The organism is Sphingobacterium sp. Mn56C (assembly GCF_049319645.1).
In the GTDB taxonomy this organism is placed as follows: domain Bacteria; phylum Bacteroidota; class Bacteroidia; order Sphingobacteriales; family Sphingobacteriaceae; genus Sphingobacterium.
In genome coordinates, this window is sequence record NZ_JBMOUC010000003.1 from 247,216 (window position 1) to 264,897 (window position 17,682).

The 17,682-nt window shown below is 43.5% G+C and carries 15 protein-coding genes; 7 read left to right on the top strand and 8 right to left on the bottom strand.

What is annotated here, in order from left to right; translation table 11 throughout:
* The first annotated feature begins 312 nt into the window (after positions 1-312).
* The 5 genes from ACL9RF_RS10640 to lipB all read left to right on the top strand — a co-directional run bounded on the left by ACL9RF_RS10640 (position 313) and on the right by lipB (position 5,896).
* Positions 313-699, top strand: a complete 387-nt coding sequence (locus tag ACL9RF_RS10640; protein ID WP_422800606.1) for a RidA family protein — start codon at positions 313-315, stop codon at positions 697-699.
* Positions 700-702: 3 nt separating this feature from the next.
* A complete protein-coding gene (locus ACL9RF_RS10645) occupies positions 703-1,644 on the top strand; it encodes an EamA family transporter (RefSeq protein ID WP_422800607.1) in 942 nt (313 codons plus the stop codon).
* A 69-nt stretch (positions 1,645-1,713) separates the two neighbouring features.
* A complete protein-coding gene (recG, locus tag ACL9RF_RS10650) occupies positions 1,714-3,819 on the top strand; it encodes an ATP-dependent DNA helicase RecG (RefSeq protein WP_422800608.1) in 2,106 nt (701 codons plus the stop codon).
* A gap of 71 nt (positions 3,820-3,890) precedes the next feature.
* On the top strand, positions 3,891-5,081 hold the full coding sequence (hflX, locus tag ACL9RF_RS10655; protein WP_422800609.1) for a GTPase HflX: 1,191 nt from the start codon (positions 3,891-3,893) through the stop codon (positions 5,079-5,081).
* A gap of 119 nt (positions 5,082-5,200) precedes the next feature.
* Positions 5,201-5,896, top strand: a complete 696-nt coding sequence (gene lipB / locus ACL9RF_RS10660; RefSeq protein ID WP_422800610.1) for a lipoyl(octanoyl) transferase LipB — start codon at positions 5,201-5,203, stop codon at positions 5,894-5,896.
* A 64-nt stretch (positions 5,897-5,960) separates the two neighbouring features.
* Here lipB and ACL9RF_RS10665 read toward each other — a convergent pair whose 3' ends face one another.
* From ACL9RF_RS10665 to ACL9RF_RS10700, 8 genes are all read right to left on the bottom strand, one after another.
* Positions 5,961-7,187, bottom strand: coding sequence for a hypothetical protein (locus ACL9RF_RS10665; RefSeq protein WP_422800611.1), 1,227 nt, complete (start codon positions 7,185-7,187; stop codon positions 5,961-5,963).
* Between the two features lie 92 nt (positions 7,188-7,279).
* Entirely contained in the window at positions 7,280-8,038 is a 759-nt protein-coding gene (locus tag ACL9RF_RS10670; protein WP_422800612.1) for an MBL fold metallo-hydrolase, read from the bottom strand.
* A gap of 19 nt (positions 8,039-8,057) precedes the next feature.
* Positions 8,058-9,485 carry an L-serine ammonia-lyase gene (locus ACL9RF_RS10675; protein WP_422800613.1) on the bottom strand — a complete coding sequence of 476 codons (1,428 nt, stop codon included), beginning with the start codon at positions 9,483-9,485 and terminating at the stop codon, positions 8,058-8,060.
* 244 nt (positions 9,486-9,729) lie between these two features.
* The gene (locus ACL9RF_RS10680; RefSeq protein ID WP_422800614.1) at positions 9,730-11,433 is read right to left on the bottom strand and encodes a glycoside hydrolase family 3 protein; all 1,704 of its coding nucleotides are present in this window, start codon (positions 11,431-11,433) and stop codon (positions 9,730-9,732) included.
* 92 nt (positions 11,434-11,525) lie between these two features.
* Positions 11,526-12,068 (bottom strand): TetR/AcrR family transcriptional regulator, encoded by a 543-nt coding sequence (locus tag ACL9RF_RS10685; protein WP_422800615.1) that lies wholly within the window; start codon positions 12,066-12,068, stop codon positions 11,526-11,528.
* 155 nt (positions 12,069-12,223) lie between these two features.
* Positions 12,224-12,814 (bottom strand): bifunctional nicotinamidase/pyrazinamidase, encoded by a 591-nt coding sequence (gene pncA, locus ACL9RF_RS10690; RefSeq protein WP_422800616.1) that lies wholly within the window; start codon positions 12,812-12,814, stop codon positions 12,224-12,226.
* Positions 12,815-12,823: 9 nt separating this feature from the next.
* Positions 12,824-13,495: a response regulator transcription factor gene (locus tag ACL9RF_RS10695; RefSeq protein WP_422800617.1), complete on the bottom strand. Its 672-nt coding sequence runs from the start codon at positions 13,493-13,495 to the stop codon at positions 12,824-12,826.
* 2 nt (positions 13,496-13,497) lie between these two features.
* Positions 13,498-14,922, bottom strand: coding sequence for a sensor histidine kinase (locus ACL9RF_RS10700; protein ID WP_422800618.1), 1,425 nt, complete (start codon positions 14,920-14,922; stop codon positions 13,498-13,500).
* Between the two features lie 118 nt (positions 14,923-15,040).
* Here ACL9RF_RS10700 and ACL9RF_RS10705 point away from each other — a divergent pair, with 118 nt between their 5' ends.
* Both ACL9RF_RS10705 and ACL9RF_RS10710 read left to right on the top strand, forming a co-directional pair.
* On the top strand, positions 15,041-16,411 hold the full coding sequence (locus ACL9RF_RS10705; RefSeq protein WP_422800619.1) for a hypothetical protein: 1,371 nt from the start codon (positions 15,041-15,043) through the stop codon (positions 16,409-16,411).
* A gap of 3 nt (positions 16,412-16,414) precedes the next feature.
* Positions 16,415-17,419 (top strand): Kelch repeat-containing protein, encoded by a 1,005-nt coding sequence (locus ACL9RF_RS10710; protein WP_422800620.1) that lies wholly within the window; start codon positions 16,415-16,417, stop codon positions 17,417-17,419.
* Positions 17,420-17,682: the final 263 nt, after the last annotated feature.

The following is a 17,682-nucleotide window of genomic DNA, read 5'->3' on the forward strand; positions in this document are numbered from 1 at the left end:
ATATATATACCGGGTATAAAGACGCCATATGCAGGCCCTCTCGCTTTGCTTATCTAGCCCACACACCTGCCCTGCATTTTCCTGGGGTAAAGTACGTTTTTGTGTGCTCCATTCTTGGGGTAAATAATTTATCGCCTCAATTTTTGCATATCTAAAGCCTGCGTCGTAACTTCGTTATTAACTTCACAGGAACGCTGAAGCTGTCCTCAGCTACAGCAGGAATGTAGGAAGCCACTATACCAAAAGTTTATCGTTTATCGTATACACAGCGTTTAAAATAATTAACATACCACTATACCGCAATAATATATTATGTCACAAAAAGAAATTCTAAACACCGACAACGCTCCAGCCGCAATAGGCCCTTACAATCAAGCCGTTAAAGTAGAAAAAACATTATATGTCTCCGGACAGATTCCTTTGATTCCAGGCACGACAGACCTCGTTACTACGGGGGTGGCCGACGAGACACAGCAGGTACTAAAAAACCTAGAAGCCATACTTACACATGCAGGATACGGCTTTTCGGATGTGGTAAAAGCTACTATATTCTTAAGTAATATGGACGATTTTGCTACAGTAAATGAAATTTATGCCCAATATTTTACTGAAAACCAACCTGCACGTGAATGTGTCGCAGTAAAAACGCTGCCTAAACAGGTAAATGTGGAGATTTCGGTAATCGCTTGGAAAGCCTAATCTGTGGAACAGCAAACAGCACAACATCAAAGCCGCAGAGATTATTTTCTTGCGGCTTTTTTAGCCCCTTTTATCTGGGGCTTTATGTCTATTCCTGTACGCTGGATTAAGGGATGGCCAGCCGATGATATCTTAAACTTCCGAATACTATCGGCATTAGTGTCTTTGTGGGTATTTATTCTGTTGTTCAGAATACACAAAGTAAAGCAAGATATAAACACTTTTACGAGCCAAAAACCGCAACAACGCCGCAGGGTATTGGTCTTGACATTTTTATGCTCGGTATTTATTTTCGGCAATTGGTATACCTATATCTATGCAATAAACAATATCAGCGTACAATCGGCAGCATTTGGTTATCTTATCTGCCCCTTAATAACCACATTTGCTGCACGCGTCATCTTAAAAGAAGCCCTTACACCGTTAAAATGGCTAGCCTTAGGGATTGCTTTTATCAGCGCCTGCCTCTTGGCTACTGGTTCCCTTATTGAGGTTGCCTGGTCGTTTGCTATTGCGCTTTTGTATGCCTTATATCTTATTATCCAGCGTAGTGTACAAGGGTATGACAAACTCAATAGCCTAGCGGTGCAGTTAACTATTTGTAGCATTTTTATAATTCCTATATTATTTATCCAGGGGCATCCCGTTCCTCAGGGTTATATTTTCTGGTCTACCATTGTGCTTATTGCGGTGCTGTTTACCATTATCCCATTATTTTTAAGCATGTATGCCCTTACAGGTATCTCGTCGAGCACGACCGGTGTGCTGCTCTATGTGAACCCCATTATAGCCTTTGTACTGGCTATATTTTACTTCCATGAACCGGTATCGCCACAGAAATACATGGCCTATACCTTATTATTTTTTGCCATCGCCTTATTTAACGCTAAACCTATTCTTTCGCTGTTCAAAAGCAAAACTAAAAATAAGCGCCTGGCGAAGTAATACCGCCGTGAATTCGATGTCCATTTCAGTAAAACAGTATAATTTATGTAAATTAGCCGTTTATAAGGAATGGCAACGATTACGACAATAACTCCTATAGAATACTTGAAAGGCGTAGGTCCGCAAAAGGCCGATGTGCTCAAAAAAGAGCTGCAGCTCTTTACGATGCTAGACCTTTTGCAGTACTACCCTTTCCGATATATCGATCGTACACAGTTTCATAAAATCCGGCAGCTGCATAGCGATATGGTCGGCGCTCAGGTAATAGGGCGGCTCCTGTCGCTGCAGGAGGTTGGCGACAAAAGGGCCAAACGCCTTGTCGGCACCTTCCGCGATGAAACGGGTAGTATGGAGTTGGTATGGTTCCAATCGGTTGCCTGGCTAAAGAAGAGTCTTAAGGTAGGGGCTCCATATATTATATACGGAAAGCCGACAGAATTTAACGGTCAGATTTCTATGACCCACCCCGAGATGGATTTGTATAATAGCGGCGAAAAAAGGGTCGGCAATATGACGATGCAACCGGTGTATTCATCAACCGAGAAGCTTAAAAAGTTCAACCTCGATTCCAAGGGTATACAAAAGCTGCAGCAAACTGCTTTAGAGACCTTATACAACAACCTGCAAGAAACGCTACCGCCTTATATTATAGCGCAGCATGACCTTATGGATTATAAAACCGCGCTATTAACGATCCATTTCCCGCAGCATGTTATGGATTTAAATGCCGCAGTAAGGCGTTTAAAATTCGAGGAGCTGTTTTTTATTCAGCTGCGTCTTTTGCGCAATAAGCAGCTAAACACGCAGAAATACCGTGGCCATCGGTTTAGGGCTGTTGGCGAGAAATTCCTTACTTTCTTCAATGACAAGCTTCCTTTTCCTTTAACGGGTGCACAAAAAAGGGTTATTAAAGAGATCCGTATCGATACCAATACCGGTGCACAGATGAACCGCTTGGTGCAGGGTGATGTTGGCTCGGGGAAAACGGTTGTGGCCTTGATGAGTATGCTGCTGGCGGTCGACAATGGCTTTCAGGCTTGTATGATGGCGCCGACAGAAATTCTTGCCACCCAGCATTATATCGGTTTAAAAGCGCTGTTGGGCGATGCGGTGTGCAGCATAAAACTGCTTACCGGATCTACCTCTGCCAAGGAACGCCGTATCATACACCAACAGCTGGAGGATGGCTCCCTGGATATACTTATCGGTACGCATGCTTTAATTGAAGATAAAGTAAGGTTTAAAAATATTGGTTTTGTCGTCATCGATGAGCAGCATCGTTTTGGCGTTGAACAACGTGCTAAGTTATGGCGTAAAAACACTATTCCGCCGCATATGTTGGTGATGACGGCAACCCCAATTCCGCGCACACTGGCTATGACTATGTACGGAGATTTGGATATTTCTGTTATCGATGAACTTCCTGCAGGACGTAAACCCATTAAAACGGTACATTTTTTCGAAAACCAGCGGTTACGGGTTTTTGGATTTATGCGGGAAGAGATTGCCAAAGGCCGTCAGGTTTATATTGTGTACCCCCTGATTAAGGAAAGTGAAAAGATGGACCTTCTCTACTTAGAGGCGGGTTTAGAGAGCTTACAGCGCGAATTTCCGCTGCCGCAGTTTAAAATTTCTATTGTACATGGAAAAATGCCGGTAAAGGAAAAGGATTTTGAGATGCAGCGCTTTGTAAAAGGCGAAACGCAGATTATGGTCGCCACCACGGTTATTGAGGTTGGCGTTAATGTGCCGAATGCCTCGGTCATGGTTATTGAAAATGCAGAACGCTTTGGCCTGTCGCAGCTGCACCAGCTGCGTGGTCGTGTTGGCCGTGGTGCCGAGCAGTCTTTCTGTGTGTTAATGTCGGGCAGCAAATTAAGTAGAGAGGGGCGCACGCGTTTGGAAACCATGGTACGCACAAACGATGGCTTCGAAATTGCAGAGGTTGACCTGCAGCTTCGTGGCCCTGGTGATATCTCTGGGACACAACAATCGGGGGTGCTGGATATGAAGATTGCCGATATCGCCAAGGATCAGCAGATCCTTGCGGAAGCGCGCGAGACTGTTATTGCAATTTTCAAAAAAGATGCTTCCTTAAGTACGCCGGAGAATGCATTGTTGCTGCAGTACCTCAACCAACGGTCGCCAGGAATATCCTGGGATAAGATTAGTTAGCCTTACAAAAAAACCATTACCTTTGTTGGCTTGTTATTTGTAAAATAACAGGAATAAACTATTGCATACAAATGGGAAAAACTAAAATATACGAAACCGCCGTAAAGCCAGAAACTGCTATTTTGGTATCCGTTATTACACCGGATATTTCGGAGCAGATGGCCAAAGATTACTTGGTAGAATTGGAGTTTTTGGTGCAAACCGCAGGGGGAGAAACCAAAGGAATTTTTACACAGAAAATGGCGAAACCTGAGCATGCCACTTTTGTGGGTACAGGGAAATTACAGGAAATAAAGGAGTATGTGGAGGCTGAAGAGATTGATATGGTGGTCTTCGACGACGAGCTGTCGCCTTCTCAACTTCGAAATATTGAACGTGAGCTGAAGCGGAAAATATTAGACCGCTCTAGCCTTATATTGGATATTTTTGCTAAGCATGCGCAGACGGCACAGGCAAAAACGCAGGTCGAGCTGGCACAGTTACAGTACCTATTGCCGCGCTTAACGCGTTTATGGACCCACTTGGAGCGGCAACGCGGGGGGATTGGTATGCGCGGCCCGGGAGAATCGCAAATTGAAACCGATAGGCGTATAATTCTGAACAAAATTTCCTTGTTGAAGGAGCGCTTGAAGGTTATCGACAAGCAAAACGAGACGCAGCGTAAAAACCGGGGCGAGATGATTCGTGTCGCTTTAGTGGGCTATACGAATGTCGGGAAATCAACCCTATTGAATATGATTTCTAAGTCGGATGTTTTAATTGAGAATAAGCTGTTTGCTACTTTAGATACTACCGTAAGAAAAGTGGTTATCGATAACCTTCCCTTTCTACTGTCAGACACGGTAGGGTTTATCCGTAAGCTACCGCATCATTTGGTAGAGTCCTTTAAATCTACTTTGGATGAGGTTCGCGAGGCAGATGTATTAATCCATGTGGTTGATATCTCACATCCCAACTTTGAGGACCATATCCTTGCCGTAAACGAAACTTTAAAAGATATTAATGCTTTGGATAAACCTATTATCACGGTATTTAATAAAATCGACGCCTATAAACCACCGGTAGAAGTCGATGAGGAGGGCGAAGAAGTTAAGGTTACTTTGGAGGACTTCCGTAAATCGTGGATGGCAAAAAATGCGGATCCGGCAATTTTTCTCTCCGCTACCGAAAAAACAAATGTGGAAGAGTTTAAGGAGAAATTATATGCCATAATCTCGAAGCTGCACAATGCACGTTACCCGTATAACAACCTATTGTACTAACAGCAGAAAGCATAACAAAGCATAAAACTATCAGAGTATCAGACTATCAGGATGGCATCAAAGGGCAGTAGCGTACAAAATGTGGCTGCAGCCCCTTGCTGCCCATAACAATAGATCGAATGAATAAACATGTTAATTTCATGGACTGGGGATTGCTGGACTACCAGGATGCCTGGCGCCGACAAGAGGAGGTTTTTGCTGCTATCCTGGCCTTAAAGCAGGAGAACAGAATCAATCAAACGGCTTTACCTACCCCCAATTATCTTATTTTTACCGAGCACCCACATGTATATACCTTAGGGAAAAGTGGACATGAGGAGTACCTGCTGTTGGATGAGGAAGGGCTTAAAGAAAAGGAGGCTACTTACTACAAAATAAATCGTGGTGGCGATATTACCTACCATGGCCCTGGCCAGATTGTGGGGTATCCAATTTTAGACTTGGACAATTTTTTTACCGATATACATTTATACCTACGTACCCTAGAGGAAGCGGTTATCTTAACCTTGGCAGATTATGGTGTTATAGCCGGCCGATACCCGGGGTTCACAGGCGTTTGGATTGATGCCGATAAGGAAACGGCGCGCAAGATTTGCGCTATGGGCGTTCGTGCCTCCCGTTGGGTAACGATGCATGGTTTCGCTTTTAATGTTAACGCGGACCTCAGTTATTTCGGGCATATTGTACCCTGTGGCATAGACGACAAAGATGTGACGTCCTTAGAACGCGAACTGGGGTTTAAGGTCGATATCGAGGAGGTAAAGACAAAACTTAAAAACCATATCGCAGCGTTGTTCCACATGGAATTGCTGTAATTAGGTATATAGGTTTTGGCTTTTGCAGTGTAACCTTTTTTTGGCTAAAAATGACCTATTGCTGCTAGCAGTAATAGATCATTTTTACTTCGACCAGCAGGCCCGATTTAAAAACCAGTTGGTAAAAGCCAGCATCGCCGACTGGGATTCGGTAGGCATGCGGGCTACTTATCCACGACACCTCCGCCAAATGGCCAAATTGACGAATAAACTGTTCTTCCGTATAGTTATTATCCATTTTTTGGTCCCCAAAAATTAGCAACTGCTGCTCCTTAATTTTCAGGGTCTCGACTGTGCCCAACACACTGCGGCCGAAAGCTTCGAATGCAATAACCCCAGCATCAGCGCTGTAATAGAATACAGGATCCCAGCCGCATTCCGGGAAATCGGGGATATTTTTCACCCGCTTCCATTGCAGCTGTTGTGCTTGTTTTTCCGTGATTTTACCATCTATTAAGGTTAGGTCGCCAAGCTGATAACGGATATTCAAGGCCTTCACGGATTTTTCTATAACCGCAAAAGATGGCTTCTGGGCCAACTTTTTTGCCAATAGGAGCTCCAATTCAATGTCGACTTTTGCATTGGTCTCACCGGCCTTAACATGGGCCTCTTTCCACAACGTTAGGCTCTGCTGTAGCTTATCGAACTTTTCGTTCTGCCAAGCTAAATCGCGCAACCTACCTACCTGCACCAGGGCTTGCGTCCTATCTCCATCCTTAACGTCTAGGTACGCTTTATACAAATCATCATAGGTTAGTTCAGGACCGAGAAACTTTGCCATAATAAACTGCTCATCCTCATGAAAGTGATCGCCTACATAAACCCATCCCTCCGGATATAGCGGCATATAGTCGTACAGTACCATAGCATTCAAGCTTAGCTTCCCTACGGCGTTACTTGCGGTGGTCGGTGCCGAACGTATACGCAGCTCGGTAGCCTGTACATACAAATGTGCCCCTTGTTGGCCTGCCTTACCGCGATAAAAATATTGCTGAGGCTCGCCGGGAGAAGTTTTACCAAACATAGCTTTTGTAAGCCTCTGTTTATCGATATATCCCTCATCCCCATTGCTTACCCGCACGAAATACTGTGTTTTTGTGGAATCCAGTAGCATCAGGGAAGCTTCGGTACTAAAGACGCCGAGTTTTTCTGTCTTAGCATCCCGATTCTTATACAAGTAACCCCAACGCGTGCTGTATTGCGGCGACCAGTCGACAGTTTGTGCCCAAGCAGCAGTGTTTAACGTCAATCCCAATACCGCAAATAGCCATATAAAAAGCTTATGTTTCATAGTAAAATAAAAAAAGGTAAAATCTGTTGAAAGATTTCACCAAAATTATACCAGTTTTTCGAAAATTAATATCCCCATAAATAGGGAATCGGCTATACCGTAAAAAGCTCCGTTTCCTGCTCGCGTGTGGCAATAGATAACCGAATATCCGTACAATGTAGCTCAAAGGTTTCACGCACCAGATCCACCGAATTATTCTCCCCCGATAAATGCCCTAAAATCAGGTGTTTTAACCGTGGCGTACGGTGTGTTACAAAAAGCTCTAATGCTGCTGCATTAGAAATATGCCCGAAGCCACCGCTGATTCTATTCTTCAAATAATAGGAATACCTCCCGGTCTGCAGCAGCTGTTCGTCGTAATTACTCTCGAGCAATAAAACATCCGATTGCGCTATTGCCGACTTCACTTGCTCACAACCATGCCCAACATCGGTTAGGATACCCAAATTTGTAATCCCATCGGTCACCATAAAACTACAAGGCTCCTTCGCATCGTGCACCTTAGGAAATGCCGTAACCGTCAGATCATCTACCTGCACCACCTGATCTACCGCAATAATATGCACTAGATGTGGAGGCAGGTGCAGCCTGCTACCCGCATAACTCCCTTGCGTTATGTACACAGGAATATTATATTTCTTGGCGAAAACCGAAAGGCCCCGAATATGATCGGTATGCTCGTGGGTAATAAAAATGGCACGTACAGCCTCAGGCGCTAAGCCCAGCTTGTGCATACGCAGGTGCATATGTTTGCTATTTATACCTACATCAATTAATACCGCTGTATTTGCTGTACTGATATAATAACTATTGCCGTTACTGCCCGATGCCAAAGCACAATAATTCATCATAAAGGCAAAGATAAAAAAACTAACATTCTGGCAAACTTAAGGGTACCTTAATGGCCAAGCCACCATCGGCAGTTTCCTTGTATTTAACGTTCATATCCTGTGCGGTATCCCACATGGTGCTAACCACAGCATCTAGGCTAACCTTCGCCTTATCAGGGTTCGATTGCAAAGCCAGCTGCGCCGCTGTAATGGCCTTGATAGCGCCCATTGTATTGCGCTCAATACAAGGGATCTGCACCAAACCACCTATGGGGTCACAGGTAAGGCCCAGGTGATGCTCCATAGCGATTTCTGCAGCCATCAGCACCTGCCGTTGCGAACCGCCCAAGCATTCTGTTAATGCCCCCGCCGCCATTGCCGACGACACACCGATTTCTGCCTGGCAGCCCCCCATTGCGGCAGAGATGGTAGCTCCTTTTTTAAAAATCGAGCCTATTTCCGACGCCGTTGCGATAAATTGTATGATCTTCTCCTCATTATAACAATCGTAGAAAGTTATAAAATACTGCAATACTGCCGGTATAACGCCGGCAGCGCCATTCGTCGGCGCCGTAACCACACGACCAAAGGAGGCATTCTCCTCATTTACGGCAAGCGCAAAGCAACTCACACAATCAAGGATATAGCCAAAGTCTTTGCCCCCCGCGCATACCGCCTCCACCCAGGTATCGTAATCCTGATAGGCTCTCCCCTGCAGCATACGTTTATTCAATTTCGCGGCCCTACGCTCCACATGTAAACCACCCGGCAGCACGCCTTGGCTATGGCAGCCTTTATATATACACGCTTTAATGGCATTGAAAATAGCCATTATACCCGCGCGCGTTTCCGCTTCAGGTCTCCAGGAAAGCTCGTTCTCCAATACCAATTCCGATATTTTCAACCCCGTTCGCATACACCACTTCATGAGTTCGGTTGCGGTATCTACCGGAAAAGGGAGATCGATTTCCGACAAGGCCCCGGCCTCCTCATGCTCCTGCACAACGAACCCACCACCAATAGAATAATAGGTTTCACTAACGGCCGTACCATTATGCATAAAAGCCTGGAAAGTAACCGCATTAGGATGGTAAGGTAAGCTCTGATCAAACAAAAACATCAGCTGCTCGCTATAGGAAAAAGAAATTTCATGCACGCCGCCCAAGGTCAGCTGCTGCTGCCTTTTAATCTGCTCCACCTTTGGCATAACCTGATACACATCAAAGGTCACCGGGTCATCGCCACTAAGACCTAAAAGTACGGCAATATCAGTTCCGTGGCCAACGCCTGTTTTTGCTAAAGATCCATATAGCAGAATATTCACCTGCTCAACCTGAGCCAGTTCCCCCTTATTTTTTAATACCTCCACAAAACGCTGTGCGGCACGCCAAGGGCCTAAGGTATGCGAACTCGACGGTCCGATACCAATCTTAAACATATCGAATATTGAAATCTGCTCTTTAGCCATTACGATTTAAGTCTAAATTATTTGAGTCAAAGTTATCACTATTTCATAGCAAAGCAAATTGCAAACGAAAAGAAGAAGCCACCTAAAATAGCGCCTATATTTTATACCTTATAAACGTGATTATTACCCGGAATACCCCAATGAAAGCAAGCCTACATTGCAGCGGCTAGGCGGGGATATTGCCCCCACCTATAAGAGCAGACCACATCCCCGCGCAGGACAACGGAAAAACCCATATCAGGGCCTAAAGACCTTTCCCGTAGGCATATGTCTTTGATACCGTAACCGGCAGCTTACCTGTAGGTTTAATCTGTTTCAGCAGCACCTTTAAGGCAGCACGCTGCATAAATGCCTCATTTTGGTAGGCCATAATAAGGCTTGCACTATGCCCTACCGGCACCGTATTCAGCACATAAGGGGTCGTAAACATACAGGTGATGGTCTTTCGCCCAGCGATAGCATCCATAAAACCTTTAACAGCATCGTTTAGCGGAAGCTCACTACGCGGACGCGAACGGTTATCATGTATGGCCAGGACAATCTGTTTATGGGCACGAATCTGCTTTACCAGGGCCTTAAGTTCATCCGGCGTTTCCAAACCACTGATATAGAAAGCAGTACCCTGATGCAATTGTTGCGCCAAGCCCAGTTCGAAATCCTGTGGCTCCGTTATGCCGATACTTACGACCGCTGTTGCCACTTTGGTATCAAAACTATGGATCCTTTTTTTGGATTTTAACAGCGTAACAGAAGCATCTGCCAACCGTTGTATCAGCGACATGCTGGAAGGGCGGTTTAAGTCGTCAAAAAGATGAGGTACAGGTGTAGGTTGGTAATTATCCAGGCCCAACCAATATTTGGCTGCCAGCACCCGCTTTACACGCTGGTCAATATCTCCTTGCAATAGTCTTCCTGAGGCAATAGACTGCTCAACAAGTGCAATAGCCCGGGCACTATTTTCTGAAACTTCCAACAAATCATGACCCGCTTCAATTGCCATAACATCAGCCTCACCGTTGGGAAAAAATTTCTTCACCCCTTTCATATCCATGGCATCCGTTACGGTAAGCCCCTTAAAACCGAGAGCTGTCCGCAATTCATCGGTCACGACTTTTTTAGAAATTGAAGAGGGAATATTTGCGGTATTATCCAATGCCGGAATATGCATATGTGCGACCATTATTGCCGGAGCACCCTCCTGAATTAATGTTTTAAAAGGATACATCTCCAAATTATACAAGCGTTCCTTCGTAAAATTAAGCTGTGGCAAATCGTGGTGCGAATCCACATCTGTATCGCCATGCCCCGGGAAATGTTTAAGGGAAGCAATAATGCCCCCATCCACCATCCCCTGCATGTACGCCTTAGCCTTATGCGTAACATTAAACTTATTATCGCCAAAGGAGCGGAAGCCAATAACGGGGTTTTTAGCGTTATTATTAATATCAACAACAGGGGCAAAGTTAAAATGCATCCCTAAGCGTAAGAAGTCTTTGGCCACCTCACGCCCCATGTCGTAAATCAGCCTATTATCCTGAATCGCACCTAATGTCATTTGATAAGGAAACGACAACGTAGAGTCGGGAAGCCGCATTCCCAAGCCCCATTCGCCATCGAAGGTAATTAATAAGGGCACTTTACTAAGCTTTTGGTACCGGTTAAACATATCCACATGACGCACAGGGCCCCCTTGGAATACCACGAGCCCGCCCAACTGTTCTTCCTGAATAACACGAGCGACTGAATCGATATATTCTGGCCCTAAATTGGTATGCGCACGCACCAAAAACAACTGCCCGATACGTTCCTTTGGCGTAAGGCTATTAAATACAGAGTCTACCCATGCATGCTGCTGGTTGATAAAGGGAACAAAATCAGGACGCTTCTGCGCCAATGCAGACCCCGAAAACAGGCACAAAAGCGCACCTAATACCATATTTCTAAACATATTATCGTAATTTAGTGCTCTAAAATACAAATATTTAGGGTATCAGCCTTATATTTTATTCAAAACAAAAAAGCAAACCGCATAAAACCGCACTACAATAAATTGTATTTCCCTTCCAAGAGGCGCGCGATATCTAAAGAATTATCGAGCTCCCCACAGGCCTCTTTCTTCCACAGCATATCGATTAACAAAAGCAGAAAATGGGTTTCAATTTCAGGGTTAGTATACCCAAGCTCGGCAAAAGCACGTGTAATAATTGGCTGCACAGGCTTCATAAACAGCTCATGCTGTTGTTTAGAAAATTGCAGATGAGACAGCCGCTCCTGCAATTTCCAAAATAAGGGCTCTTCGGCCACCAGCTTACTGGGCAGCACAATCATATTACGGAGAAAATCCTTGGCATTAACATAGGTCATCATACCGCGATGATGTTGAAGAATACGTCTGTACCCTGATTTTATAAGATGCGACAACAGGGCATCCTTATTGCCAAAATGTTTAAATATCAGTGCCTCGGAGACGCCTGCTTCCGCAGCAATTTCTTTGGTTGAAGTATCACCATACCCTTTCTCGGCAAACAAACTTAAAGCAGCTTGCATAATCTTTTCTTTTCTACTCAAAGCGGATTCTTTCATGCGACTATCATTACAGCTACAAATATATTCATTTTTTTAAATTGCCTATTTTGTATTATTTTTTACACAATACTTCATAAATATCAAAAAACAGCAAATTTTATTATAAATATCCAATAGAAAAGCCGTGATCTAGGAAACATAGCTGCAGACGTTTACACAAAAAGTCCACCCCCATGAATAAAGCGTTCTTTTTTCGACATATAACTATCCTTATCTATGGCCTTTGTTGCACGAGAAACAATGGCTGTCTTATACCCCAAACTTAAGGCATCCATGGCGGTAAAGAAAACACAAAAGTCGGCCGCCAGGCCGCAGATATGCACTTCAGAAATACCGCGATTCTGCAGATATCCATGCAGGCCGGTATTCTTGCGACGGTCGTTATCGTAAAACCCACTGTAGCTATCTACCGCCACATCCATACCCTTGCGGAATATTGCTTCAATACGCTCCTGATGTAAAGCCTCAGACAGCTCCGCACCTACCGTACCCTGTACACAATGGTTAGGCCATAAAGTCTGCTCCAGCCCATGCCATGCGATAACATCAAAAACATTATGCTCGGGATGCTGCGCAGCAAAGCTCTGATGTTTCAGCGGATGCCAATCTTGGGTAGCCACGACCAGGTCATACTTCGGCATTAAGCCGTTTATTAAGGGAATAATTTCGTCTCCCTGTGGCACCTCTAAGGCACCGCCGGGAAGGAAATCTTTTTGTAAGTCAACAATAATTAGTGCTTTCATGCCTTTAAATTAACCAATATTCATTACATAGCCAATACCACGTACATTGGTAATTTTTATACGCTCGTCATGGATAAAGTATTTTCTTATTCTACTGATAAAAACATCTAAACTACGCCCTGTAAAATAGGTATCATCGCCCCAGTAGGTTTTTATGATGTCCTCCCTGGGCACAACCTGTTCTTTATTTTCAAATAAACGGCGGATAAGCTCCATTTCGCGGTAGGAGAGTTTTTCGAGGGTATCCTTATATTGCAGCGTGTTTTTATTGGCATCAAAAATATAATCCCCAATATGGAAAACCTGTGGCCCCACACGCTTCACCCTTTTCACCAAAGCCTCGATACGGACAATTAACTCTTCAATCTTAAAGGGCTTGCGGATATAATCGTTTGCCCCCAGGTGGAAACCCTTTACCACATCGTCTGTCTGCGTCATTGCCGACAAAAATAAAATGGGCACCTGAACATCCAACTTGCGTATTTCCGTGGCGAGGGTAAAACCATCCATTATCGGCATCATAATATCCAGCACCAAAACATCTACCTTCTCTTTTTTAAAATACTTTAAGGCATCCTGCCCATTTTCACGGTGCACGACCTGAAAACCATGATCCTCGAGACTATCGGCAACAATTAAGGCCAAGCTCTGTTCATCTTCAACATACAACACATTAATCATACTTACCGAATTGGAATGTTAAGAATAAATACAGTTCCCTCGCCAACAACAGAGCTCACCTTTACGCTACCCTGATGTTGTAACATCACCTGTTTAACATAGGCAAGGCCTAGTCCAAACCCTTTTACAGCGTACAAGTTACCATTAGGCACCCGAAAGAACATATCAAAAATATCATTATGGTACGTAGACGCTATACCAATGCCATTATCCTGCACCCGTATTTCTACAGCCTTTCCGATTACTTTTACCGATATTTGTACCTGCACCTCTTCCTTGGCATATTTTAACGCATTATCCAACAAATTGCTAAACACATTTTTTAAATGAGCTGCATCGGCATGGATATACACCGACTCCGGTGAGTCGACCAGGGTTATGCTTGTCTTCTTGCGCGCTGATATTTGGGCCGTCTCCAGGCATTGCTGCAGCAATGGAATCAGGTCTATATCCACTTTCTGTAATACCATGCCCTTCATTTCATCTATATCAAGCTGCAGAACTTTCTCTATCATAGTCGTTAGATGCTCGAGCTCCTGTTTAGAGATTTCTAAATAACGCTCCATCTTAAACTTATCGTTTTTAGCACCATAACGTTGCACCGACTCAATGGCCGCCATTACCGTCGCCACAGGGGTCTTCAGCTCGTGGGTCATATTATTAACAAAGGACTTACGCAACAGGGCCATTTTATTCTGCCGCTGTATGGTCCACAACACATAGACAAATGTCGCTAACAGCGCCAGCAGCAAGAGCATAGCCAATGCCAGCTGTGTCCATAGCTTCCCTAAAAGATACAAAACAGGCTGATCAAATCTTGCCAGAAGGTACTGCTGCTGCATCGGATTTACCAAGACAGGACGGGTTACCATACAGCCATCGGCATCAATTTGTACAATGGTAGATCCTTTGCGTTTGGGTTTTTCGGTTAACACCACCAATTCTACGGATATATCGGTATTAATACCCTTTCTACGTAAAGACTCGCGGAGTAAACCATCGAGCCGCTGTATTGTCTCCGGCGTGAAATCAATGTTTTGCAATAAAAAAGAAGGTATTAGGGTGGAAGGTTCTGTGGGTTCAATTTTGGCTTCTCTTTTTACTTGATATTTTTTCATTCTTTCCAAAATCAAGCTATCCCAAATCGACTGATAGGCTTCCTCATTAATATGGGGGTACACTTTCTTGAGCTCTTGAATAAACTTATCCCCTTCGCGGGAAAAATATTGCTTCCGCTTTTCATCAATAGCTTCCTGGTGGTCTTCGTAATAGCTCTGGATGCTATTGAAGAAACTACGCTCGACTTCCAGCACCAAGCCCTCACGCTTATTCACATAGCCGTCATATAGCCATAGGCTTACAATAGCCAGCATTCCAAGCATGGAAAGCAGGATCATAAAGACCAATATTTTATACTTTTTTAACATGATTAAAACAAATTTAATTGCTTAGATTTGCTACTCAAACTAAGCAAAGCTATATTTAACATATTATAACACATATTAACAATAGCTATTACTTAAATTTGCATGTTATCAAATAAATATGAGGATACGATTAGGCACAAGATACTTTTTACTTTTATCATTCACGCTACTTACAGCATTTGCTATAACAAGCTGTAATAAAGATATAAGTGTTTCCTTAAATCCACCGGACGAGAATATGGGGATTCTGGTAAACGACACAATGACAGTACATGCGTCTACGCATCAATTACTTCATCTCCCAACAGACAGAAAAGGCGTCCTGCTTGTAGGTAAAGCATCTCCACAGGATATCGGCTCGGCCATAGCATCTGCTTATTTTAGACTTCAGATACAGAATGTTACCAACGACTTCCCTACGGATGCAGTTTTTGACTCTGTAAATCTGGAAATAAAACCGGCACACTCTCGCTACTACTTTGGCGATACTACAACGGCCTTAAGTTTCTCGGTGCATCAGGTAACCGAGGAGATTAAAACAACGGATTTAACCACGGCTATCGACCAATATAACCGTCCTGTTTATGTTACCGCACCTGGCATTTTTAGCCACGACACTTTTGCTTATAATGCAACAGCATTAGGAAAGGTGACGGCAAAAGCGGGTTTACAGGTAATCGATACCATCAAGGTTCGACTACAAGATAATTTTGGGAAGGATTTATTTGATAAAATCAAAACTGGAGATTACCGCCTGAAGACGCAAGACGAGTTTCAACGTTATATCCAGGGGCTTAGCCTGATTCCAGATGCTAAGAATAAAATTATTCTTGGCCTTAATGATACCATAAACGTACGTCTACATTACTCGTATATTGGCGCCGATGGTTTTAGAAAAAAAGAGGCTAAAACTGTTGCGGTATCTTCTAATAGCATGAACTATAATAATATTGCCTACGATCGTTCCGGAACGCCTTATGCAACACTAAATGAAACTAAAAGGACCATTCCTAGTGCAGAAACTGCAGGTAGGGTTTTTATACAATCGGGTACAGGTGTTGTAGCAAAAATTGTGATTCCATCGTTATCCAAGTTTATAGAGCAAGAAAATATGGCTATAAATAAGGCACAGCTGATTGTGGAGACCACCTCAGAAAATAAAGGACCGTTTCCAACGGCTCCACAGCTATCGCTGATGATTGCAAATAAATCGGATGTTCCTGTTAGTTATGTTGTTGACCCGTTTAGAGGGGCTATATTAACGGCAAACTTTATCCCTGGAAACCAGCTGGGTACTACCGGGACATATACCTTTGATTTGATCGAGTACTTAAAAACTGTAAATAATCCAGCGAATGCTGACAGAAGTTTATTAATTTCAGCCTCAAATTCAGATTTATTTAATGCATTAAATAGAACAGCGATTGCTGTTGATGATGCAAACAGACCAAAAATTAAATTAAACATTGTATATACTAAATTCAAATAATTTATGAATAAGAAAAATTGGCTATACCTTATCGTAGCCTCCGTTATTACGTTAGGTGCATTTAATTCATGTAAAAAAAGTAGCGATACCGATGGTGTAGACAACGGACCTACAGAATGGGAAAAAGTTTCTGGTTTCGACGGTGCAGCTAGAAGTGGCGCAGCCTCTTTTCAAATCGATAAAATTGGATATTTAGTAGGTGGCTTATCAAACAATAATAACCGTGTTAATGATACTTGGACATTCGATGGCAACTCTTGGTCTAGAATCCAAGGTGCTGACTTCCCGGATGCAAGATATGCAGCGGTAGGTTTCCAGATCGATGGCAAGGGTTATGTTGGTACAGGTACTAACGGTACAGATGTATTCAAAGATTTTTACCAGTATGATCCAGCAACAAAAAAATGGACTGCTATTGCACCACTTCCAGATAATGCGTCTGCACGCTATGGTGCTATCGGCTTTTCTTTAGGTGGTTATGGTTATGTGGGTTTAGGTGCCGACAAGGATAGAACACCTTACAAAGACTTTTACCGTTATGACCCTAAAACCAACACGTGGACAGCCATAAACTCTGACTTAACAGACAGAATGTATAATGCATTTGTTTTCGTTAAAGATGGTAAAGCGTATATCGGTGGCGGTAACAGCTTAGGTGGTGCCGAGTCTTACCCGAAGGAGTTTTATATCTTTGATGGTACAAAATGGTCTAGAGGTGCTGACTTAAAGGATACGGATAATACCTACGATATCACGCGTGAGGGTGCTTCAACATTTGTTATCGGCAACTATGGTTATGTTGTTAGTGGAAGAAAAGGTTCTTTCTTGGCTAATGTGTGGAAATATGATATCGCAGCGAACTCTTGGGACAATAAACACCAAGCTTTACCACAAAATGCTAGAACAGGTGCTGTAGCCTTCTCTATCGATGGTAAAGGATTTATTACTACAGGTGAAACTTCTGCAGGTAAATTATACGATACTTGGAGATTTACACAAGTTAGATAATAACTATATATAAAACTTTTTAAATAAAAAGGGCTGTTCTACATGTAGAACAGCCCTTTTTCGTGGTCCATATCTCTTAATACAGCCTGTATTAAGAGATGGCCTTAGGTCGCTAGTAAAGGCTATACTAGGAAATGCAGTAAGCTAGAAGTAACCCCAGAGCATTCTAACGAACCTGACTCCGCTTTTTGCTAGCCTTCCATTTACCCACAACAGGGTAGTTAAAGCTCAGTACCGATCCTCGTCGAGGACAGCATAAAAAA

Excerpts from the sequence above, each read along its gene's own strand:
- ACL9RF_RS10640 (WP_422800606.1), top strand. The coding sequence starts at position 313 with ATGTCACAAAAAGAAATTCTAAACACCGACAACGCTCCAGCCGCAATA.
- recG (WP_422800608.1), top strand. The coding sequence starts at position 1,714 with ATGGCAACGATTACGACAATAACTCCTATAGAATACTTGAAAGGCGTA.
- hflX (WP_422800609.1), top strand. The coding sequence starts at position 3,891 with ATGGGAAAAACTAAAATATACGAAACCGCCGTAAAGCCAGAAACTGCT.
- lipB (WP_422800610.1), top strand. The coding sequence starts at position 5,201 with ATGAATAAACATGTTAATTTCATGGACTGGGGATTGCTGGACTACCAG.
- ACL9RF_RS10665 (WP_422800611.1), bottom strand. The coding sequence starts at position 7,187 with ATGAAACATAAGCTTTTTATATGGCTATTTGCGGTATTGGGATTGACG.
- ACL9RF_RS10670 (WP_422800612.1), bottom strand. The coding sequence starts at position 8,038 with ATGATGAATTATTGTGCTTTGGCATCGGGCAGTAACGGCAATAGTTAT.
- ACL9RF_RS10675 (WP_422800613.1), bottom strand. The coding sequence starts at position 9,485 with ATGGCTAAAGAGCAGATTTCAATATTCGATATGTTTAAGATTGGTATC.
- ACL9RF_RS10680 (WP_422800614.1), bottom strand. The coding sequence starts at position 11,433 with ATGTTTAGAAATATGGTATTAGGTGCGCTTTTGTGCCTGTTTTCGGGG.
- ACL9RF_RS10685 (WP_422800615.1), bottom strand. The coding sequence starts at position 12,068 with ATGAAAGAATCCGCTTTGAGTAGAAAAGAAAAGATTATGCAAGCTGCT.
- pncA (WP_422800616.1), bottom strand. The coding sequence starts at position 12,814 with ATGAAAGCACTAATTATTGTTGACTTACAAAAAGATTTCCTTCCCGGC.
- ACL9RF_RS10695 (WP_422800617.1), bottom strand. The coding sequence starts at position 13,495 with ATGATTAATGTGTTGTATGTTGAAGATGAACAGAGCTTGGCCTTAATT.
- ACL9RF_RS10700 (WP_422800618.1), bottom strand. The coding sequence starts at position 14,922 with ATGTTAAAAAAGTATAAAATATTGGTCTTTATGATCCTGCTTTCCATG.
- ACL9RF_RS10705 (WP_422800619.1), top strand. The coding sequence starts at position 15,041 with ATGAGGATACGATTAGGCACAAGATACTTTTTACTTTTATCATTCACG.
- ACL9RF_RS10710 (WP_422800620.1), top strand. The coding sequence starts at position 16,415 with ATGAATAAGAAAAATTGGCTATACCTTATCGTAGCCTCCGTTATTACG.